This window comes from Beduini massiliensis, assembly GCF_000829905.1.
In the GTDB taxonomy this organism is placed as follows: Bacteria; Bacillota_I; Bacilli_A; order Erysipelotrichales; family Coprobacillaceae; genus Beduini; species Beduini massiliensis.
In genome coordinates this window covers 435,745-456,684 of sequence record NZ_CDPP01000006.1, presented here as the reverse complement: position 1 = coordinate 456,684, position 20,940 = coordinate 435,745, and the positions used below count along the sequence as shown (strand labels likewise).

The window sequence follows — 20,940 nt, the reverse complement described above, 5'->3', positions numbered from 1 at the left end:
TTTCGCCCCCATTATAGCATAATCCTAAGTCATTTTATATGTGTTAAGATATGAATGATGAAATTTATTTCATGGATAGAAAAGAAATTGGAGTTTTCGATTTCTATGATAGAATAATAAAAAGAGGTGTGGGAAATGACTGTAAATAATACGATGAACATTCGTAAGATGAATATTGAATTAGTAAGGAACGCCCTGCTTAAAGATAATGGGTTAACTAAAAATGAGATTTGTATGGCCACTGAACTTTCGTTGGCATCATGTACGAATATCCTTAAAATTTTGATAGACAGCGGGGAAATAAAGAATGTCATTCATTGTGAATCGACAGGAGGACGTCGGGCAAAACGCTTTTATATCAATGAACAGCATGAATTGGTTCTGACAATTATTACCGTTCAGGAAGAAGATTATGTTAAGATGGATTACCGTATTGTGGATTTATCGGGAAATGTGGTACATTCTTTGATTACAGAAGAAAAAGAGTATCACGATGATAAAGTAGAGGCACAAGTAGCGGTTTTGTTTAAAGAGTATCCGAATATCAAAGCGATTGGCATCAGCATTGCCGGGATTCTTGAGGATGATCATATTCATAATGCTAATGACTATGTCTTTGAACTAGGGAACCTGCCAAAACGTTTGCAGACAATATTTGAAGTGCCAACCGTAATTGAAAATGATTTGAATCTGGCCGTCTTGGGCTATGCCGTTCAAGTTCCACAAGAGGCAAGTAAAGGCATCGTATTGATTGATCGGGGATTAGGGGCAGGAATCTATGTCAATGGGCAGTTACTAAAGGGAGCAAGTCATTTTGCCGGTGAGATCATGTATTACCCGGAAGAGGGAATGCGTCAAGTCTTTGATCTAAGTGTTAAACAGCAGGTAGATCTTTTGGTGAAAATCTGTACGTCTATGGCAGCCATCATCAATCCCGCTATTATCGGTATCAGCGGTTATCAGCAAAAGGATTTGGATTATATTGCATCCAAGATGGAGGACTATATCCCTAAAAATCATCTTCCTCGTTTAGTTTTGATTGAAAGCAAAGAAGATCAAATCTTAAATGGCATCATCCAATTAACCCTTTCTTTATTAAAGAAAAAGATTATGTAAAAAAGTCAGGCAAGTGCCTGACTTTTACTATTTAAAGGGGGCAACAGCTTCTTTGATCATTTCTGAAACCGATAATAACCCACCACTTGATAAGTACCAGTAATCCGGTGTTAAGTTAATGATTTTATTGTTTTGATATGCATTAGTTTGGCGAATCAGTTCATTATCCAATGTCGCATTGGCAGAAGTTGTTCCACTTACGACTTGTGTACGATCAACGACATATAAAATATCAGGATTAATCTTAGCGATATATTCATAATTGACACTTTGACCGTGGGTTGAAACCGTAATGGCTGGATCGGCAGTAGGAATGCCTAAAAGATCATGGATTAAACCAAAACGAGAACCGGCACCATAAGCAGAAATATTTCCGTCATTTGTAAGAAGAATTAAGGCTTTCTGATCCGTTGAACCGATCGTTGCTTTCGCTTCTTCAATTTGTGCTTCTAAATCTGTTATTGCTTTTTCTCCGGCATGTTCAACATTAAAGATTTTAGCGGCAATCTCTGTATTCTTTTTCACGTCCTCTAAATAGGTCTCGGCATTGACTTCAACATAAATCGTAGGGGCAATCTTGTTTAATTCATCATAATAATCACTTTGTCTGCCGGAAATAATAATCACATCGGGGCTGAATGTATAAAGGGCTTCTAAATCCGGCTCTTTGATTCCACCGGCATTCACGGCGTTTTTATATTCCGATAAGTAGTCCGGTAAACTCGCAACCGGAAGTGCTAATTGAGTGTCGATTCCCATCACTTTCATTGTATCTAAGAAGCCAAAATCAAAGACAACTGCTTTTTTCACTTCTTTGTTAAGGGTGGTGGTTCCTTTAAGATGCTCAATCGTAATGCTTTGTTCTGAAGGTGTTTTTTCCGGGGCACTTTGACACCCGACTAATACAAATGCCATCAGTAAGGCAAGTGTTCCTGTAACTATTCTTTTCATATGTTTTTTCATTGTTATGCTCCTATTCAAAATATAAACAAAATCTTTTTCCATCTATTTCTTTGATGGTCATTTCGATATCATAAATTTCTTTTAATACATCTGGACGAATGATCTCATCCGTACTTCCCTGAGCGACAATCTTTCCTTCTTTTAAGGCAATGATATGATCGCTGTAATACGAAACAAAATTAATGTCATGGATCACGACTAATACAGTTTTATGCAGTTCATCCACCAGTTTACGTAATACTTTCATGATTTGGGTTGCATGTTTCATATCTAAATTATTAAGGGGTTCATCTAAGAAGATGTAGTGACTGTCTTGAGCTAAGACCATCGCAATATAAGCGAGCTGTCTTTGTCCGCCGCTCAATTCATCCAAATAGCGTGTTCTTAAATGATCGAGTTCTAAATAAGCAATCGCTCGATTGATATGCTGTTGATCTTCTTGGCTTAATCTTCCTTGACTGTGAGGAAAACGTCCGAATCCCACTAATTCTTCGACAGTCAGACGAACGATTGACTGTTGTGCTTGCTGTAGGATAGAAAGGTGTTTTGCCAATTCCTGACTTTTCCATAGGGCTAATTCGATATCATCGATATAAACGTGACCACCGTTTTTTTCCAATGTTCTTCCGATAATCGAAAGCAGGGTAGATTTTCCGGTTCCGTTGCTGCCGATAAACGCAATGATCTTTTCTTCGGGTAAACAGACATCGATTTCATTAAGGACCGGGAATTGATCATAAACTTTAGTCACTTGTTTTACTTCTATCATTTTTGTCGCTCCTTTATAATTAGATAGATAAAATACACTCCGCCGATGAAGTTAATGATAACACTGACGGTCGTATTAAATGAAAAGACACGTTCAACTAAATAAGTGGCAGCCAATAAGAATGTGCCGCTAAGCAGTGTTACTTCAATCATCATTTCCTGATGGCGATAAGTATTGAGTAATTTTCTTGTCAAAGAAACTACTAAGATTCCTAAAAAGGTAATCGGTCCTACTAAAGCGGTGGAAATGGAGATGAGGACCGCACTCATCATTAACTGTCTTTTGACTAAACGATAATAATTTACACCTAGATTAATAGAAGAACTTCTGCCCAATGATAATACATTTAAGGCATGACGGTCTTTGATCAGGATATAACTGCAAGGCAAGATCAGCAGACAGCTGATGCCTAACAAGGAGACATTTACATTATTAAAGGAAGCAAACATCTTACCTTGCAGAATGGTAAACTCATTGGGGTCTAGTAATACCTGCATGAATGAAGATAATCCCCCAAAGAGACTGCCTAAGACCATTCCTGTTAATACTAATCGATAGATATCCTGATTTTCTTTTTTGAAGACAAGATTAAACAGACCCCATGAAGCCATCATCATGAACCCAATGGATAAGAAGAACTGAGTATAGCTTGTCATCATTGAAAGTTCTTTGCTTCCCCAAATAAAGATGATGAACGTTTGAATAAACATGTAAAGTGATTCCAAGCCCATCACATTAGGGGTAATCAGCTTATTATTGGTAATTGTCTGAAAGGATAATGCAGATACCCCAATACTAAAGCCGGTTAATAAGATCGCTATAATCTTAGTTCCTCTTTTATTTAAGAAATATTGATAGTTTGAGGCATTTAACTGGGGCAGCAAATAAAGCAGACAAACCGTTAATAACACTAGGGCAGTAAGCAAAATAATCTTTTTTTGTTTAGTTAAAGCTTTCAGCATCGTCATCTTTTTTTCCTCCTAATCAAGAATAGAAAGAGGATACTGCCGACCACACTGACCACTACACTAATTGGCAGTTCATAAGGATAGATGATGATACGGCTGAATATGTCACAGATCAGCACAAATCCGGCTCCCCATAAGGCACAGTCGATGACATTCTTTTTCACGTTATCGCCCTTAATCATGGAAAGCAAGTTAGGGATAATCAAGCCGATAAACGCGATGCTCCCAACATTTACTACAACGATTGAAGTCATGATACTGACTAAACTCAGACCAATAAAAAGGATATGCTCATAACGTAATCCTAAGTTTTTCGCAAAACTGTCACCCATTCCGGCAATGGTAAAGTGGTTGGCATAGATCATAGATAGAATCAGACAGGGAATCCCTAAATAAAGCAGTTCGTAATTTCCTTTTAATATTAAGGCAAAGCTGCCTTGCAGCCATGATGACATATTTTGAATAATGTCTAAGCGATAGGCAACAAAAGTCGTGACACTGCTGACCACACTGCCAAGCATCATACCGATCAAGGGGGTCATTACCTGATCTTTTATTTTTACTTTCTGTAAGATCTTCATAAACAGCATAGTGCCTAATAAAGCAATGATAAAGGCAATAAAAACTTTTTGACCGGTAGTCGCCTGAGAGAAAAGAACCATGGCAATCATGACGCCAAAACGACACCATTCCATTGTCCCGGCGGTTGAAGGAGAAACGAATTTATTGCTGGTAATACTTTGCATGATCATCCCGGCAACACTGAGCATGGCACCGGTTAATAAGATACTCGCTAAACGAGGCAGACGACTTATAACAGCAAGTGTCAACTGACTGCTTTCTCCATTCAATAAGGCAGTAAAACTAAAATCCTGTACGCCGATGCTTAAAGAATAGACAGCCAGTAAAACAAATGCAATAAGATAAATCGTACGGTAATATTTTTGAAATAAAATAGTATCTCCTCCCAACTAAGTTAGTTTAAGCTAACTAACGGTATGTTAGCACAAGCTAACTTATAGGTCAACAGTTTTAATCCATTACTTTTTATTTTATACAACAAAAAAACGACAGATTTAATCTGTCGTTCCAATTCAAATGGTGCAGAAGAGGAGATTTGAACTCCCACGCGTTGCCGCACTGCCGCCTGAAGACAGCGTGTCTGCCATTCCACCACTTCTGCATAATTTCCTTTTACATCATACACCAATTTTTTTTACTCGTCCAGTATTAATCGCTTGAGTCATAAAATTTAAGGAGAAATACGATTTATGAATGTATGGAAGTGAATACAAAAAAATATTGACAACGCTTTCTTCATTAGTTATCATAAGTTGTGACGATAAGGGTGGAATACTGATAATGCGCAAAAAAACATCGGTATTCTAAGTATGCAGTTATGTGCATAGTTAAAATTTAATAGGAGGAACTAGCAATGAAATTCTTAGAAGAAAAGTTCGTCCCATTTGCAGCTAGAATCGGGTCTCAAAGACACTTAGTTGCAATCAGGGATGCTTTCGTCGTAATCATGCCGGTAACGATCGTGGGTGCGGTTGCGGTATTGATCAATAACATTCAGGGGGTATTCGCTGAAAACGGATTGAATGTTATGTCTATCTATAACGGATATACAAATTTTATTAACAGTACAGGAATCTCTGATGTTATGTCAGCAGTAAACAAAGGGTCAATCAATATGATGGCAGTATTACTTGTTGTGACATTAGGGTACCAAATGGCAAAAGGATTAAACGGAGATGGGATTGCCACTTCAGTTGTTTCTTTAACTTGCTATTTAGGGTTAGCACCGGCAGTACAGACTTTAAACAATTCTTATTCTTGGGCAGAAAATGCAAAAAATGTTGAAGTATTAACAGATGATATTGCCAGTGGCGGTATCGCCGGAGCAAAATTAGATTCTAACGGTATGTTTGTTGGGATGCTTCTTACCATCGTAGTAGCTGAAATTTTTATTCGTTTATCTAAAAATGATAAATTGAAAATTACGCTGCCGGACGGTGTACCACCAGCAGTAGCGGGATCATTTACTGTATTAGTCCCAGCTATTTTATCTGTCATCTTAATTGTAGCAGCCGGAACTTATATTGAAAGAATCAGTGGAATGAACTTATGGACAATCATCCAAAAATTCGTATCTGCACCATTGAACAGTGTTGCCGATACTTTAGGAACTGCCGTATTAGTTTCATTCTTAACACATATCTTATGGGTATTTGGATTACATGGAGCAAACTTAGTAGGGGCGGTTACAACACCTATCTTTACTCCGATGTTAGTACAAAATACAGCGGCTTTTGAAAACCATCAAGCGATTCCTAATGTTGTACCGGGAGTTGACTTATTCACAAAAATGGGAGGTTCAGGAGCAACTTTAGGTTTATTGATCGCTTCTTTATTATTCTCTAAAGTACAAGCGGAACGTACTGTTATCAGTATTTCCATTGCACCGGGATTATTCGAAATCAATGAACCGATTATCTTTGGGCTGCCAATCGTAATGAATCCTATCTATATGCTTCCATTTATCGTAGGACCGGTTGTATTATCTATCACCACTTACCTATTAATGGACTTCAATATTATTGAACGTGGATGTTTATCTATTCCTTGGGTAACACCACCTCTATTAAGCGGATTCTTAGTAACTGGCGGAGGATTCAGAGCGACAATTTATCAGGCAATCGGAATCGTCTTCTTAGTATTGTTATGGACACCATTTGTTTTGATGTCTAATAAACAAAACGCGGATTAATTAAAAGCTATCGTCATCATCTCCCAAGTGCATTGGGAGATTTTTTACGTTCGCAGGCAAGTATTTACTAAATTATACCAAGGATCGCTTTTATTCTATGCTAGAATGAAAATGAAGGTGATACAAATGAAAAAACATGCTCATCAAAATAAAAAACGTATAAAAGTCTTATTTCTTTTATTCATGATCATTGCTGTTTTGCTTGCGATGATGATTCCTATTTTAAATAAGGAAAAAACAATGCACGGGACCATTAAAGAAGTAAGTGAACAAACGGTAACGATTATGAATGATGATCAGCAGATTTATATATTTAATCGGGAAAAAACCATAATGGAAGGTGATCCGGCAGAAGTCAATGGGGATATTGAACTGATCTATAAAGGTCGTTTAAAAGAAAACAGCAATGCGGTACAAAAAGTAAAGCTGGTAAAAGCAACCATAACATTACCTACCCATATTATTCAAGGGGTCATCGAATCAGCGGAAGCTGACATCGTTTTCTTATCTAATGAAGAAGGACGTTATGGTTTTAGACGAGAAGAAGACAAAATAAATGGCGGACAGATCATTGAAGATAATCAGATCACAATCACTTATCGCGGCACATTGTCTGACCAACCTATCCAAAATGTGATATTAGAGTCGATGGAGATTACAGACATCGATCGCTATTATGAGGGGATTCTCATTGAAGTGAATGATGAAGCGGTTGCGATTAGGGCAAGTGACGGCAGTGAATATTTATTTAACCGCATCAATGTCAGAGGGGATAATGTAATCGTAGGCTACGAGGCAAAAGTAACCTATCATGGAAAAATCAGTGATACCCAAGAAGGTATACAGGATGTAGCTGTTCAATTTATTGATGTGACGAAAGTAGATTTAGGACATCTTGATCCGATTATTGCTTTGATGAATCAGATGACGATAGAAGAAAAAATCGGACAGATGTTTATGGCTCGCTGTCCTAAAGAAGATCAGACTGCCTTTGTTGAAGAATACAAGATAGGGGGCTATATTTTATTTGGACAAGATTTTGAAAATAAGACAGCTCAAGAAGTTACTCAAAACATCGCTTCTTATCAAAACGCCAGTAAGATTCCTCTGCTTATCGGAACGGATGAAGAAGGAGGAACGGTTAATCGTGTCAGCCGTTATTTTCGTGATACTCCTTTTTTATCACCGCAAACTCTGTTTAATCAAGGGGGAATGCAGGCAATTCTTCAGGATGTCGATGAAAAATCCCGTTTCCTGCAAGAATTTGGTATCAATGTTAATTTTGCCCCGGTAGCGGATGTCTCGACGAATGCCAATGATTTTATTTATGACCGCAGTTTTGGCAAGAGTGCCGATGAAGATGCCGATTATGTCGGACAGGTCGTATGGCGTATGAAGCAGGATCGCATGGGCAGCGTTTTGAAACATTTCCCGGGATATGGCAATAATGGCGATACCCATACCAATATTTGTTATGATGAAAGAAGTTATGATACTTTTACAAACAGTGATTTTCTGCCTTTTATTGCCGGTATTAACAATGGGGCAGAGTGCATTCTGGTCAATCATAATATCGTCACTTCAATGGACAGTGAGCACCCGGCATCTCTTTCTTGGCAAGTTCATTCCATTTTGAGAAATGATTTAGGGTTTGATAAGGTAATTATCACTGATGATTTGGCAATGGACGGTGTGGCAGATTATGCAGACAGCAAAAACATTGCCGTTATGGCAATTCTATCTGGAAATGATATGCTTCTGACAAGTGATGCCCCACAGCAAATCGATGCCGTAAAGAAAGCCGTTCAAGATGGCACGATCCATATGGAACAAATTGATGCCTCAGTAGAACGTATCTTACGTTGGAAACATAATTTAGGTTTATTATAGCACCGGTGATGCCGGTGTTTCTTTTGTTGAAAAAAGACGGAGTAAAAAAAGAAAATCGGTATACTAATAAAGTAAAGGAGCTGAAATTATGGAATATAAAAAACTAATCTCTTTCCCTAAAGATTTTCTTTGGGGAGCAAGTACAAGTGCTTTTCAATGTGAAGGGGCTTATGATGAAGACGGAAAATCTAAATGTGAAAGGGAGCTAAGACCGGTACCGGATAACATAGCTGATTTTTCCACAACCAGTGATCATTATCACCGCTATAAAGAAGATATTGCTTTAATGAAAGAAATGGGATTCAAGGCATATCGTTTTTCTATTGCTTGGACAAGAATCATTCCCAATGGGGATGGAGTAGTGAATGCCTTAGGTGTACAACATTATAATGATGTGATTGATGAATGTTTAAAAAACGGGATTACGCCTATCGTGACACTGCATCATTTTGATATCCCGAACTGTTTAGAAGAACGCTATGGCGGATGGCGATCAAGAGAAGTGATTGATGATTTTGCTGAGTACTGCACCGTTTGCTTCAAAGAATTCGGAGATCGTGTTAAACATTGGACGGTAAACAACGAATACAACAGCTTTTTCTTTGACATGCTGAATAGTTCATTTGGTGATAAAACAGCCGGAATCGATGATCAAAATGCTTTGAAAGCAGGCATTAACATTGCTCATATCAAATTAGTCGCTGAATCAAAAGTGATTGGAATCTGTCAGGAAATGTGGTCTGATGCATGGATTGGTCCGACTGTACATTATGAACCGGGATATGCTTTCAGTTCACGTCCGGAAGATCAACTTGCCGTGGATAACAATGATGCGTTTAGAGTATATCTTTACTTAGACGTCGCTTGTAAAGGAAAATATCATCCTTTGGTATGGCGCTTCTTGGAAGATCGTGACGCATTGCCGGATATTCAGCCAGGAGATATGGAAATTATCGCCGCTCACAACGCTAATTGGCTGACCCTTAATTACTATATGTCTGCAACTGTTGGCTATTCTAGTTTAGCTGATGAAAGTGTCTCTATGGCAATCAGTCAAGATGGCGGGGCAGATGATATGACGTCTTATAATATTCAAGGGGTTGTAAAAGGGTATGCGAATCCTCATTTAAAACGTTCGGAATTTGGCTGGGAAATCGATGCGGTAGGGTTGCGTAACGCATTAAGACGATTAGCTTATCGTTATGATTTGCCAATCATTATTACCGAAAACGGATTAGGCGCTTATGATCAATTAGAGGAAGACGGAAGTATCCATGATCCATACCGTATTGAATACTTAAAGAATCATATTGCGCAATGTCGTTTAGCGATCAATGATGGGGTCAACCTGATTGGTTTTTGCCCATGGTCCGCTATTGATTTAATTTCTACCCATCAGGGGATGGCAAAACGCTATGGATTTATTTATGTCAACCGTGATGAACATGATCTTAAAGATCTTGGACGTTATCGTAAAGATTCTTTCTATTGGTATCAAAAAGTAATAGAAAGCAATGGGGAAATATTGTAATTTTAATGTTCATTTTTCCTTCCCATAGGTCTATAATAGGCGTGGAGGGAAAAGTCATGGCAAAACAATTATGGTTAGTAATCGAAGATAATCAATATACAAGAGACACGATGAAAGAGTATTTCAAAACAAGTGACGTTGAATTATATTGCACTACCGAACAATATATTGAAACAGCTCTTAAAAAGAATACATTTAATATCGTTCTGGCAAGTTTTCAATATTTAAAGCACCCAAACCTAATTACTTATTTTAAGGATTATCGTTTGCCGGTGATCGTATATGATGTAACAGAAAGTGAACATGTTAAAGAATTTGAACAGCAGCATGTCGATAAGATGATGTATGGTCAGATCAATTACGGACAAATGCTTAACATCGCCCATCAATTAATCAAAGACTATGAACCATCACGACAAGAAATCTTGCATTTTAAAGACTTAGAATTAAATGTCAGCACTTCTAAGCTGATGGTAGGGAATAAAGAAGTATTCATCAATGATAAAGAACTGCTGATCTTGGATCTATTAATGGCACATCCTTATCGTTCTTTCACTGCCGAAAAAATGAAAGAGATGCTGTTTAGTGAAAATGCGGCGATCACAGTCGATTATATACAAGGATTAGTCGATACAATTGAAAAGAAATTAGCCGTAGTACATCCGGAAGAAAAATATATTACCAATATTTGGCAGACCGGATATAAGATGGTAGTCGATTAACTTTTTGCTAAGCAAAAAGTTTTTCTTATTCGCAAAATAAAGTCTCTATTATAGAAGCTTTGTTATAATGGGGTGAGGTGAAAAAATGAAAAAAGTCATATTTTTTGATATGGATGGCACATTGCTGTATCGCAAAAACGAGAACGATGCGCCCGCTATTAGTAAAAAAACACAGGATGTATTAAGAAAAGTACAAGAAAAAGGGCATTTAATCTTCATTGCGACAGGAAGACCCTATGCCTTTTTAGATAAAGATATCGTGGATTTTGGCTTTGATGGCTTTGTGCTGTCTAATGGTGCCGTTGTCTTATACCATGATCATCTGCTTTATCATGCCCCAATGAAAAAACAACTGGTAGAAGCTTTGATCAATGATTTTGAAACACGCAAGATCGAATATATTATGCAGACTAAAGAGTATTCTTATATGAATAAAGAAAATACATTGATGAAAGCTTTTTATGATCGCTGCAGCGTCAATTATGATTATATTAAAACCGATGATTTCACACCCCATCAACTGTTAGATGATATCGTGAAGTTAGAAATGCTGCCGGTCGGAGAAGAGAATATTGCTTTTTGCCGCAGCTTGGAAGGGGACGATTTTGCAATGATGGGAAATCCGCCTTTTACTTTTGAACTGTATTCTAAGAATACATCAAAAGCGACCGGGATATTAAAAGTATTGGAAAAGCTGAATATCGATGTTGAAGACAGTTATGCTTTTGGCGATGGACCAAATGATATTGAAATGCTTCAAACCGTCGGACATGGTGTAGCAATGGGAAATGCCCCGGAACACGTTAAAGAACATGCAGATGAGGTCTGCTTATCGGTGGATCAGGATGGTGTAGCTTGTAAATTAGAGGAATTGTTTCTATAAAGTGGATCTTATGATCCATTTTTTTGGTACCAGTTTATTTATAAAAAAAACCAAGTCAAGCGACCCGGTCATTATTCAAATATTTCTTTTGCAATCGTGATTACATGTTCAAGTTTATCCCATTGCTGCTGCAATGTAATATGATTGCCCTCTTGAGTAGAAGCAAAGCCGCATTGCGGTGATAAGCATAACTGCTCCAATGGAAGATATTGGCTGGCTTCCAGTATTCTGTTCTTAATTGTTTCTTTATTTTCTAATTGTGCAGTCTTTGTCGTGATTAAGCCTAATACCACTTTTTGATGACGAATATATTTTAACGGACTGAAATCTCCTGAACGTTCATCGTCATATTCCAAGAAGAACCCATCAAAAGCATCGATGGAAAATAATCGCTCAGCAATGATATCATAAAATCCTTCATATAGCCATGAAGACTGGAAATTTCCTTTGCAGATATGAAAAGTAATCACCATATCACTTGGTTTTACTTCTAAAGCGGCTTCGGTGATATCTCCAAATTCTTTAATTAACTGATCAGGATCAAAGCCACACGCTTCAATTCGTTCTCTAAAAACAGAAGAGAAAAGGGCACCCCATGATGTATCATCAAGCTGCAAATAACGACAGCCTGCCTCGTAAAAGGCTAAAATCGCTCTTTGATAAGTTTCAATAAGATCTTTTTTAAAATCTGCAATATCTACATAAACCGGGTGTTCTTTGTATTGTGGTGAAAGAATCAAAGAATCTAAATAAATCATATTAGGTCCTGGTATTGTCTGTTTGACTAAAGCATTCCCTGCAATTTCTTGAGTGATATGGAAATGTTCTAAAAAAGGATGATGTTCATTAAAAGAGATCGGACTGCTGATGAAGCTTCCCTGTACGTTCATTTCTTTCCCTTGAAAACCTGTCGTTACTTTGTCATACACCGTAATGCCATTTAATGCTTGAATAAAATCTAAATGCCACCAACGACGGCGAAATTCCCCATCTGTAACCGCCTTTAAACCCATACTTTTTTGTTTATCAATCAGTTTTTTTATCTCTTCATTCTCGATAACCGTCAGTTCTTCTTTGGTTATGTGTTGATTAAAATAATCTTCACGTGCCTTTTTCAAACGTTCCGGTCTTAAAAAACTCCCAACAATATCATATCTAAATGGTGCTTTCTCCATTCTGTATTCCCCCTTTTTCCCATCATAGCATGATTCTTGGTTATGATATAATTCATATTAAATATCACTGATTATAGGAATAAACTATATCCTATTTCAAAAATATGATAATAACCGCTTTAAATTATGGAACTATGCTATAATATTTAAAGCTGATGGGGGGATAAATATGATCGAAATACATGAATCCGGTGAGGACTATTTGGAAACGATCCTCGTTATAAAAAACAATAAAGGAAGTGTACGAGCTATTGATATTGCGAAGGCACGTCATTTTTCTAAGCCAAGCGTGAGCCGCGCTGTCTCTGTTTTAAAGGAGCAAGGGTATGTAGATGTGATAGAAGGAAAGATTGAATTAACTCAGGAAGGCCGCCAAATTGCAGAGGATATCTATGAAAAGCATCAGCTCTTAATGGCGATGCTGATGCGCTTAGGTGTCGATGAAGAAACAGCGGCGAGTGATGCCTGTAAAATCGAACATGCGTTAAGCCCTAAAACATTTTCTTGCTTAAAAGCACATTTCAAAGAGAAATGAGAGATCATTTCTTTTTTTGCGTCTCAATTGACAAGGTCCATTATCCAATGGTACGATTCGTGTAGCTTAAATAAATAGGGAAGTGATGAAAATGTCAACTTTTATTGTTGCCTCACTGTTAGTGATTGCCATTATCATCTGTATTTACAAGATGATAAAGGATCACCGCAATGGGCATGGATGCAGTGATTGTGCCGGCTGCAGTAAAGCTAGACAATGCCAGCATAAGAAGTAAAAGAGGTTAAATAGAAAGTATGATTTGTGATGAGAAAACAAATAAAAAAAGATAAACGAGGATTTACCCTCATTGAATTAGCCGTCGTATTCGTCATCATTGCCATCTTGTCTGCATTGACTATACCAATAGTAACAGGATACATTGATGATGCGAATAATCAAAAATTTATATCGATGGCAAGGTCAGATTATGTTGCGTTGACCATAGAGATTGAAAAAGGCAGATTAGCGGATACTTTAAGATTGACTGATCCTATTCGTCCTGATTCTTCGACCAATCATCGTCTTAGTTTGAAAACGGCGATTCCTCCTGAAAAACTGAGACAATTATCGGGAGATGAGAATTTAGAGGATTATACGGTAGGGTATGAGAAACGATATAGCGACGGACGTTCATGTGAACCGGAAGAAACCCTATGTCCGATCTTGGTTTATGGATTTAAGTTAAAAGAGGGTGGGAATTTTAAATATGTAGCGATTGTACCTAATCAAAGGGCGGAAATCATTACAGAAGAAGATTACAACAATCTGAATATCTACTATTATGAAAATTTCAGTTAAAGCAGATCGCTTCATCAAAAGGCGGTCTTTTCTTTAAATAAAATGGCTTTACTTCTTTCAAATATGTGCTTATAATAAAAACATAATGTTATAAGAAAGGAATTATTGCTTGATGTTGAATATAAATATGCAGGATATTGCAGCAGACCGGGAGGTTTGCGGACTCTAAATCTAATGCAATACCTCCCATAGGTTAATGTGTTAACTAAAGGAGGAAAGTATGAAGAAATTTAATAATAAAAGTAATACAGATATCCAACCATTTATATGTAAAGTATGTGGTAAAAAGGTAACCCTAGAAGGGGCAGGCAGTCTGCATCGTAATCACTGTCCGAATTGTTTATCCAGTGTACATTTAGATGATGTACCGGGGGATCGTGCGGCAGGATGCGGCGGCATTATGGAGCCAATCGGGGTTTGGGTAAGAAAAGACGGAGAATGGGCGATCCTGCATCGCTGTCGCAGGTGTGGACATATTCGTTCTAATCGGACAGCAGCGGATGACAATCCTTTGAAAATTATGTCAATCGCTTTAAAACCTTTGACCAATCCACCTTTTCCCATTGAACGATTAAAACAAATCGCTAAAATAAATGGATATAACGATGATGAATCGGAATAAAATGGTGGATTGAGTTTTGAACCGGTGAATTTTATATTCATCGGTTTTTATTTGGTTAAAGTCTAACTAAAAAAGATGCCCTTCTAATTTGAAAGACATCTTTTACATAAATATAGTTATAGGGGTAAATCTTTTTTAGAGAATCTGACCGCCCCGATAGCATAACAAGCCACAGCGATTATGACCAAAATAAGCAGTTTCCAAGCAAATGCAGTGTTTACACTAGCTGTGCCGATAGTTGACAATGCATCGACGTCATACAGACCTACGAGAGTTAGTTTATTGAAAATGCTTAGTTCAGAAACCCCCATACCGGTATTTACCATATTTTCAGAACCAAACATACCAATCATAGAGGCAAGGAAGAACCATACTGCCAGTCCGCCGCCAAACGCCATTGATTTTTTACTCTGTGAAAATATGCAGCTTCCCATAAAGCATATTCCGCATACTGCTTCCACAAGAATATACATACCGCCAAATAAAGCAAGGATTCCAGCCACATTTACTTCATCATAAAATAGGAAAGAGGTTCCTATTCGCGTTGCGCAGACAATAGAAAGAATGATAAATGGTACAACGATCATAAATACCAATTGCGTTATAGCGACAGCAGAGCGCTTTGTCGGTGTCGATAACACATAAGCCATAGAACCGCGGTCTACCTGATCCGCAATCAGAGAGTTCGCCAAAATAACAATGAGTATAAATATCGGCAGCAAGCCCATTGCGGTATAATACATCTGATTCATCATTGAAGCGGGATTCATCTCACTCATTTTCTCTACCATATCGGATGAGACTCCCATCATATCCAACGTAATCGTCAGCATATCCGGAACCGTTAATTCCTCTTTGTTGAAAACACCTTCGGATTGTTTTAAAGCATAGACATATTCAAATTGCTTCACATATTTATCAAGGCTAATACCGGATTGCGATAATCCATCAATTGAGTCTTGAAATCCTTTTGTACTAAGGTTCATATTTGTTTGTGCATTCATCATTCCAAAAGCAGCTTCATAAGCCGTTTCGTTGTTTCCTGCTGTAAAATCCGTATAAGACAATTCCTGTTGTGTCATGGCATCATAGGTTGCCAATGCTCCCAGATAGGTATAAAAACTTTCTTGATATTCAGTGACATCGATATCGGATCTTTCTGTCGCCATCATGCTCATCGCATAATTCATGACATTTCCCAGAAGTACCATTACCAGCAATATCGCAACACATAATCCCCAATTGGATTTTATAGTCTGTCTCATCAGTGGTTTAGAGAAAAATCGTGCAATTTTTTTATTTTGTTCCATGTTTAGTAAGTCCCTCCTTATATGCGCTCATAAACTGTTCCTGTAACGAACGATGAATTTCTTGAAAATTCATGATTTTATAATGTTTGAGTACGTTGAAAAATGCATCTAATTGATCAATATTACATTGAACCGTACAATGGTTTAATTCTTCATTCTCAATTAAAAAGTCTGTATTATCAATAAAGTGCTGTTTGTCAGAAGTATTTTCAAACTCAATTATAAAATTTTTAATGACCGGATGGCGCAAATCATGCAGAGATATTGTATTAATGATATGTCCATCCTTTATCATCGCTACTCTATCACAGACAGCTTCAATTTCCTCAAAGATATGACTGGACATAAATATCGTATGTCCTTTTTGTTTTTCTTCTCTAATCAGATCTAAGAATGCTTCTCGCATTAATGGGTCGAGACCTGTGGTAGGCTCATCTAAGACGAGCACTTCTTTTTCTCCCATTAGTGCCGCAACGATTGCAGTCTTTTGTTTCATTCCTTTGGACATTCTTTTCAAGTTGGCAGTGGGATCAAGCTGCAATAGTTCGATCACATGATTCATATATCGAAAATCCGTCACTCCAAGATATCCGGCTTGTGTTTTGAGGAATTCGGTTCCTGTCTTTAATGCAGGAAAAGCGATTTCTCCGGGAACATAGCTGACATTTTTCATAATGTCTGCGGACTGTTTCCATGAATCTAAATTATTGATGATCGAAGTCCCCCGGTTTGGTTTAATAAACCCCATCATATTTCGAATCGTCGTTGTTTTTCCTGATCCATTAGTTCCGACAAAACCGAACACTTCCCCTTTATGGACTTCGATATCGATATCAAAAATACCACGCCCTTGACCGTAATCCTTAGTTAGACCTTCGGTTTTTATAATGATATCAGCCATTATTTCACCCCCTCGAAAAGTTTATCTTCATGGTAAAATTGCATAAAGTAATCCTCTAATGAGAAAGGAAATTCGGTAAAATCTACAATATGAAATTGCGAGATATCATTTATAAATGAGGTTATCTCACTGTTTTTAAGTTGTATCCTTGCACGTAATTTATGCTTATTGATAGAAGTGAATTGATAGTTATGGGTAGTAAATTCCTGCCATTGCTTTTCATCCTCAAAAGTCACTCTGTAAATCTTATCACTTTCCTTTTTTAAAACTTCAGGATCAAATTCGGAAACAATTTTCCCATCACGAATAATCGCTATTCGATCACACAATGCATCTACCTCATGAAAAATATGAGAGGATAAAAAAATTGTTTTACCTCTTTTCTTTTCTTCAAGAATATAATCAATGAAGATTTCCTGCATAATCGGATCAAGTCCAGAAGTGGGTTCATCTAAGATGAGTATTTTAGGATCATGCATAAAGGCAGTTACGACCGCTAGTTTACGTCTGGTTCCAAGACTCATTTGTTTCAGCCCGATATTTGGGTCCAGTTCAAATCTCTTTAGTAATTTATCTAAATAAGATGAATCCGTTATGTTTCGCATTTTCTTTTGCATTTCTAAAAACTGTGTACCTGTCATTCCGCTAGGAAAAGCGATTTCACCTGGAAGATAGCCGACTTCTTTTTGGAGTTCAGCTGAATACTGCCAACTATCTTTCCCATCAATGAGAGTACTTCCGCTCTGTGGTTTTGAAAATCCCATCAAATGCCTGATCGTAGTACTTTTTCCTGCTCCGTTTGGACCAAGGAAACCATAGCACTCTCCTTCGTTCACAAAAGCAGATACATTGAACACGCCTCTGCCATGCCCATAGTCCTTTGTCAAACTATTGATTTCTATAACTGACATGTGTATCACTCCTTTATTTTGATATGGTAAAATTATAAAAAAATTAAAATCGTTCATCAAGCATCAATATTGAACAAAGTGTTGCATGATGTTGTAGATAATTTTTAATAGGGGAATAAAAGGGAAGTTCAAGAGTTTCATATTATGGATAAAAGGCTTTAAAAATATAAAAATTGCAATATAATTTGATTATGACAATATGCTTATTTGAAAGATAGACTAAGCTGTCATTAAACTCATTGATAGAAAGGAGAAGGGATGTTGTTTAGGCTTTTTAAAGGAAACAATATACCAGTTAAATGAATGAAGAAACAACCTGAAGTTACAGCAGCTACAAGAAAAAAATTAATGGATGCGTTTTGGTGTATTTATAAAGAAAAAACAATTAACAAGATAACCGTTTCTGAAATAACGAATCTGGCAAATAATAATCGAGGGACTTTTTATCATTATTTCAAAGATGTTTATGACGTTTTAGAACAAATTGAAAGTGATCTTATAAAAGAAGTATGCGAAGAAATGACGGATATTTTGGCGAAGCAGCCTTTACAAGAAGGGCCTATGGATATAAATGATTTATATGCGATCAGTATTCCTATTTTTAAAAAACATGAAGATAAAATATTTACATTACTTGGTAAAAACGGAGATCCAAAATTTACAAGTGAATTCAAAGAAAGTATTCGCTCCATGCTGATTCGCTTTTGGAATTTACCCGATGAAATAGAACACTTGGATTATTTAATGGAATATAGCTACTCAGCAATGATTGGATTAGTAACGAAATGGTATGAAAACGGGAATGATTTAACCGATAACGAATTTTTCAGGATGGCACAAGGGTTAGTGGCAAACGGAGTCATTGGCTATCTCGAAAAGTTTTAAATCATGTGTAAGTTAACCTTTATAAAAATAATTACATAGGAAACTTTGAAACAAATTAATATTTATTACTTCTATTCGTTTTTTATTGTTGACAAGTAAAGTTAGCATATGCTAATATATAGATGGTTAGTTAAAGCTAACCTAAGCTTAGTGAATTAAGCATGAAATATTCTCCTATTTCATTCACTGCATGTCCTTTGATTTTTCCGAATGCTTATAATAATATTATGTGCAGTGGTGAACATTGATGATCTATCGTTTTTGCTAGTAAATGATAGGCATTAATACGATATTCTTGACGAAAACCTGTTTATACAGGTTTTTTTCTTATATATTCCATGTTACTATGATAGCAGGTGATGAACATGATAGTAGATAAAATCAAAAGCTTAGATCATTTAACTCAACAGGAAACATATGTCATGCAATATATTTTGGCACATCCGCAAGATGTTTTGAAAATGAACTGCAATCAATTGGCAAAGGCAAGTCATACCAGTGCTTCCACGATCATTCGTCTATCGCAAAAGGCAGGGTATAAAGGGTACAGTGAATTAAAAATCCAATTTGCCAGTGAATATTCTAAGATGCAGCAGATGGAAGAAGAATTAAAACCGATTCCCTATGAAAAAGAAAGTACAATTGATGATATTATCCAGACGATGCCGCTTATTTATACAAAAGCAATCGATTTCACAAGAACGATGCTCGAAAGAAATAAGATGATTCAAATCATCAATCGTTTAAAACAATCGGAACGTATTGAAATTTACGGAGATGGCGTAAATTATGAATTGGCAAAGATTGCGGCATATAAATTTGAAGAAGTGGGGGTATCTGCATATGCTTATACCAGTGCTAATTGGACCCATGTGAAACTATTGGAGAAAAATAAGACCAATACGATTGCTGTGCTGATTTCTCATACTGGGAAAAATCCGGGGATTATTGATAGTGCCAAACGTTTAAAAGATGCTCATATTTTTATGGTAGGGATCGTTGGCACAAAAGATTCGTCATTAAGTCGATGGTGTGATACTTCTTTACAGATTATGACTACTCGCAATACACTGGAATTTTCCAATGTTATGTTCACAATGTCAACGCAATATATATTTGATATCATGGTAGCTTCATTAATGATTCAGCATTATGATCATTTAAAAATGATTACCGAAGAATTAAGAGAAGCTAGGGAACAATGGGGGAAAGAAGAATGAACGTCTTTCATGAATCGATTTGCGGTTGGGCATCATGGGCAAACCTCTATCAATCAATTCCTGCTTTTTTACCCCTAATTACATCAATTTGGAAAGAGAATGGATGGACGATGGCGCCCGTTGAACATTGTCAGGCAGGAACGAATGCTGTATTTAAAGTAGGGGATAAAATTATCAAAATCTTTGCTCCGATTGAATCCGGATGTGATACTCAACATGATTATGAAGTGGAAACAGCAGGATTAAATTATGCTCGCGCATACGTGCCGGCACCGACTATTCTTTGTCAGGGCATACGTTATGATCGTTATGTATTTCGTTATATTGTACTGACCTATATTGACGGCATCCCTTTTTCTTTGAAGATGTTTGACTATGATACTAAAACCAAAATAAAATTAGGCAGTCAGCTAAGAAAAATGACCGATTCTCTTAATCAGTCTGACTCGGTATTAAAACCAGTCGATTCTATCGAACAAGCAAAACAGAATCCTCGCTGGCAGATCTTTCCTGATTCTTTTCAAAAAGAGAGGATAGAATATTTAGATCAGCTTACTTCTTCTTCGCTTGTCTATGTTCATGGGGATCTTAATGGGGATAATCTTATCATTGATCATCGTCAGCGGCTTTATATTATTGATTTTGCCGATGCCCGAATGGCACCGATCGAATATGAATGGGCAGTTATTATCTGCGAGCTGTTTCAATTTGATAAAGATTATCTGTTTGGTTACTTTGGACATCTGACTATTAAGCAGTATATAAAAATTTGCATACAGGGACTTCTTATTCATGATTTTGGTGCAGATATTATACGTGATCGTTTAAAAGGTGTGGAGAAAATAGCGGATATATCAATGCTTATAGATAAAATTAGGGAAAAGCTGGAGGAAAATTTCAGCTAATTCCCTTTTTTAATTTTATCTTTGGATATTTCAACCAATTATGAAAATCACTATTCAAAAATA

At 36.9% G+C, this 20,940-nt stretch carries 21 protein-coding genes and 1 tRNA gene; 13 read left to right on the top strand and 9 right to left on the bottom strand.

Going from position 1 to position 20,940, the window contains the following annotated elements; translation table 11 throughout:
• The first annotated feature begins 135 nt into the window (after positions 1-135).
• Complete coding sequence (locus BN1225_RS12220; RefSeq protein ID WP_041140083.1) at positions 136-1,116, top strand: ROK family protein; 981 nt, start codon at positions 136-138, stop codon at positions 1,114-1,116.
• 27 nt (positions 1,117-1,143) lie between these two features.
• Here BN1225_RS12220 and BN1225_RS12215 read toward each other — a convergent pair whose 3' ends face one another.
• From BN1225_RS12215 to BN1225_RS12195, 5 genes are all read right to left on the bottom strand, one after another.
• A complete protein-coding gene (locus BN1225_RS12215; RefSeq protein ID WP_052466640.1) occupies positions 1,144-2,079 on the bottom strand; it encodes a siderophore ABC transporter substrate-binding protein in 936 nt (311 codons plus the stop codon).
• Between the two features lie 10 nt (positions 2,080-2,089).
• The gene (locus BN1225_RS12210; RefSeq protein ID WP_041140082.1) at positions 2,090-2,848 is read right to left on the bottom strand and encodes an iron ABC transporter ATP-binding protein; all 759 of its coding nucleotides are present in this window, start codon (positions 2,846-2,848) and stop codon (positions 2,090-2,092) included.
• Positions 2,845-3,816: an iron chelate uptake ABC transporter family permease subunit gene (locus tag BN1225_RS12205; RefSeq protein ID WP_242857712.1), complete on the bottom strand. Its 972-nt coding sequence runs from the start codon at positions 3,814-3,816 to the stop codon at positions 2,845-2,847. Before BN1225_RS12205 ends, BN1225_RS12210 begins: the two co-directional genes overlap by 4 nt.
• Positions 3,813-4,787, bottom strand: coding sequence for an ABC transporter permease (locus BN1225_RS12200; RefSeq protein ID WP_242857711.1), 975 nt, complete (start codon positions 4,785-4,787; stop codon positions 3,813-3,815). The genes BN1225_RS12205 and BN1225_RS12200 overlap by 4 nt, the downstream gene beginning before the upstream one ends.
• Positions 4,788-4,915: 128 nt before the next feature.
• Positions 4,916-4,999: transfer RNA gene (locus tag BN1225_RS12195), tRNA-Leu, on the bottom strand.
• Positions 5,000-5,251: 252 nt separating this feature from the next.
• On the opposite strand from BN1225_RS12195, the gene BN1225_RS12190 reads away from it, so the two are divergent.
• The 5 genes from BN1225_RS12190 to BN1225_RS12170 all read left to right on the top strand — a co-directional run bounded on the left by BN1225_RS12190 (position 5,252) and on the right by BN1225_RS12170 (position 11,615).
• Complete coding sequence (locus tag BN1225_RS12190; protein ID WP_041140081.1) at positions 5,252-6,589, top strand: PTS sugar transporter subunit IIC; 1,338 nt, start codon at positions 5,252-5,254, stop codon at positions 6,587-6,589.
• Positions 6,590-6,715: 126 nt separating this feature from the next.
• On the top strand, positions 6,716-8,479 hold the full coding sequence (locus BN1225_RS12185; RefSeq protein ID WP_052466637.1) for a glycoside hydrolase family 3 protein: 1,764 nt from the start codon (positions 6,716-6,718) through the stop codon (positions 8,477-8,479).
• An 88-nt stretch (positions 8,480-8,567) separates the two neighbouring features.
• Entirely contained in the window at positions 8,568-10,010 is a 1,443-nt protein-coding gene (locus BN1225_RS12180; RefSeq protein ID WP_041140080.1) for a glycoside hydrolase family 1 protein, read from the top strand.
• Positions 10,011-10,066: 56 nt separating this feature from the next.
• Positions 10,067-10,732, top strand: a complete 666-nt coding sequence (locus BN1225_RS12175) for a winged helix-turn-helix domain-containing protein (protein WP_041140079.1) — start codon at positions 10,067-10,069, stop codon at positions 10,730-10,732.
• A gap of 85 nt (positions 10,733-10,817) precedes the next feature.
• Complete coding sequence (locus BN1225_RS12170; RefSeq protein WP_041140078.1) at positions 10,818-11,615, top strand: Cof-type HAD-IIB family hydrolase; 798 nt, start codon at positions 10,818-10,820, stop codon at positions 11,613-11,615.
• 71 nt (positions 11,616-11,686) lie between these two features.
• On the opposite strand, the gene BN1225_RS12165 is transcribed toward BN1225_RS12170, so the two are convergent.
• A complete protein-coding gene (locus BN1225_RS12165; RefSeq protein WP_041140077.1) occupies positions 11,687-12,790 on the bottom strand; it encodes a 5-methyltetrahydropteroyltriglutamate--homocysteine S-methyltransferase in 1,104 nt (367 codons plus the stop codon).
• A 169-nt stretch (positions 12,791-12,959) separates the two neighbouring features.
• Here BN1225_RS12165 and BN1225_RS12160 point away from each other — a divergent pair, with 169 nt between their 5' ends.
• The 4 genes from BN1225_RS12160 (at position 12,960) to BN1225_RS12150 (ending at position 14,745) form a co-directional block, all read left to right on the top strand.
• Positions 12,960-13,325, top strand: a complete 366-nt coding sequence (locus BN1225_RS12160) for a metal-dependent transcriptional regulator (protein WP_041140076.1) — start codon at positions 12,960-12,962, stop codon at positions 13,323-13,325.
• A gap of 91 nt (positions 13,326-13,416) precedes the next feature.
• Entirely contained in the window at positions 13,417-13,560 is a 144-nt protein-coding gene (locus BN1225_RS14435; RefSeq protein ID WP_187117561.1) for a FeoB-associated Cys-rich membrane protein, read from the top strand.
• Positions 13,561-13,589: 29 nt separating this feature from the next.
• The gene (locus tag BN1225_RS14180; RefSeq protein ID WP_052466635.1) at positions 13,590-14,123 is read left to right on the top strand and encodes a type IV pilin protein; all 534 of its coding nucleotides are present in this window, start codon (positions 13,590-13,592) and stop codon (positions 14,121-14,123) included.
• Between the two features lie 220 nt (positions 14,124-14,343).
• Entirely contained in the window at positions 14,344-14,745 is a 402-nt protein-coding gene (locus BN1225_RS12150; RefSeq protein ID WP_041140075.1) for an RNHCP domain-containing protein, read from the top strand.
• 116 nt (positions 14,746-14,861) lie between these two features.
• On the opposite strand, the gene BN1225_RS12145 is transcribed toward BN1225_RS12150, so the two are convergent.
• Genes BN1225_RS12145 through BN1225_RS12135 form a run of 3 tightly spaced genes read right to left on the bottom strand, consistent with a single transcriptional unit; the run spans position 14,862 to position 17,867 of the window.
• Positions 14,862-16,055: an ABC transporter permease subunit gene (locus BN1225_RS12145; protein ID WP_041140074.1), complete on the bottom strand. Its 1,194-nt coding sequence runs from the start codon at positions 16,053-16,055 to the stop codon at positions 14,862-14,864.
• Positions 16,042-16,956: an ABC transporter ATP-binding protein gene (locus tag BN1225_RS12140; protein WP_041140073.1), complete on the bottom strand. Its 915-nt coding sequence runs from the start codon at positions 16,954-16,956 to the stop codon at positions 16,042-16,044. Before BN1225_RS12140 ends, BN1225_RS12145 begins: the two co-directional genes overlap by 14 nt.
• Positions 16,956-17,867, bottom strand: coding sequence for an ABC transporter ATP-binding protein (locus BN1225_RS12135; RefSeq protein ID WP_041140072.1), 912 nt, complete (start codon positions 17,865-17,867; stop codon positions 16,956-16,958). The genes BN1225_RS12140 and BN1225_RS12135 overlap by 1 nt, the downstream gene beginning before the upstream one ends.
• A 303-nt stretch (positions 17,868-18,170) precedes the next feature.
• Here BN1225_RS12135 and BN1225_RS12130 point away from each other — a divergent pair, with 303 nt between their 5' ends.
• From BN1225_RS12130 to BN1225_RS12120, 3 genes are all read left to right on the top strand, one after another.
• Positions 18,171-18,752: a TetR/AcrR family transcriptional regulator gene (locus BN1225_RS12130; protein WP_041140071.1), complete on the top strand. Its 582-nt coding sequence runs from the start codon at positions 18,171-18,173 to the stop codon at positions 18,750-18,752.
• Between the two features lie 365 nt (positions 18,753-19,117).
• Positions 19,118-19,972, top strand: a complete 855-nt coding sequence (locus tag BN1225_RS12125) for a MurR/RpiR family transcriptional regulator (RefSeq protein ID WP_041140070.1) — start codon at positions 19,118-19,120, stop codon at positions 19,970-19,972.
• Positions 19,969-20,877: an aminoglycoside phosphotransferase family protein gene (locus BN1225_RS12120; RefSeq protein WP_041140069.1), complete on the top strand. Its 909-nt coding sequence runs from the start codon at positions 19,969-19,971 to the stop codon at positions 20,875-20,877. The genes BN1225_RS12125 and BN1225_RS12120 overlap by 4 nt, the downstream gene beginning before the upstream one ends.
• Positions 20,878-20,940 lie beyond the last annotated feature (63 nt).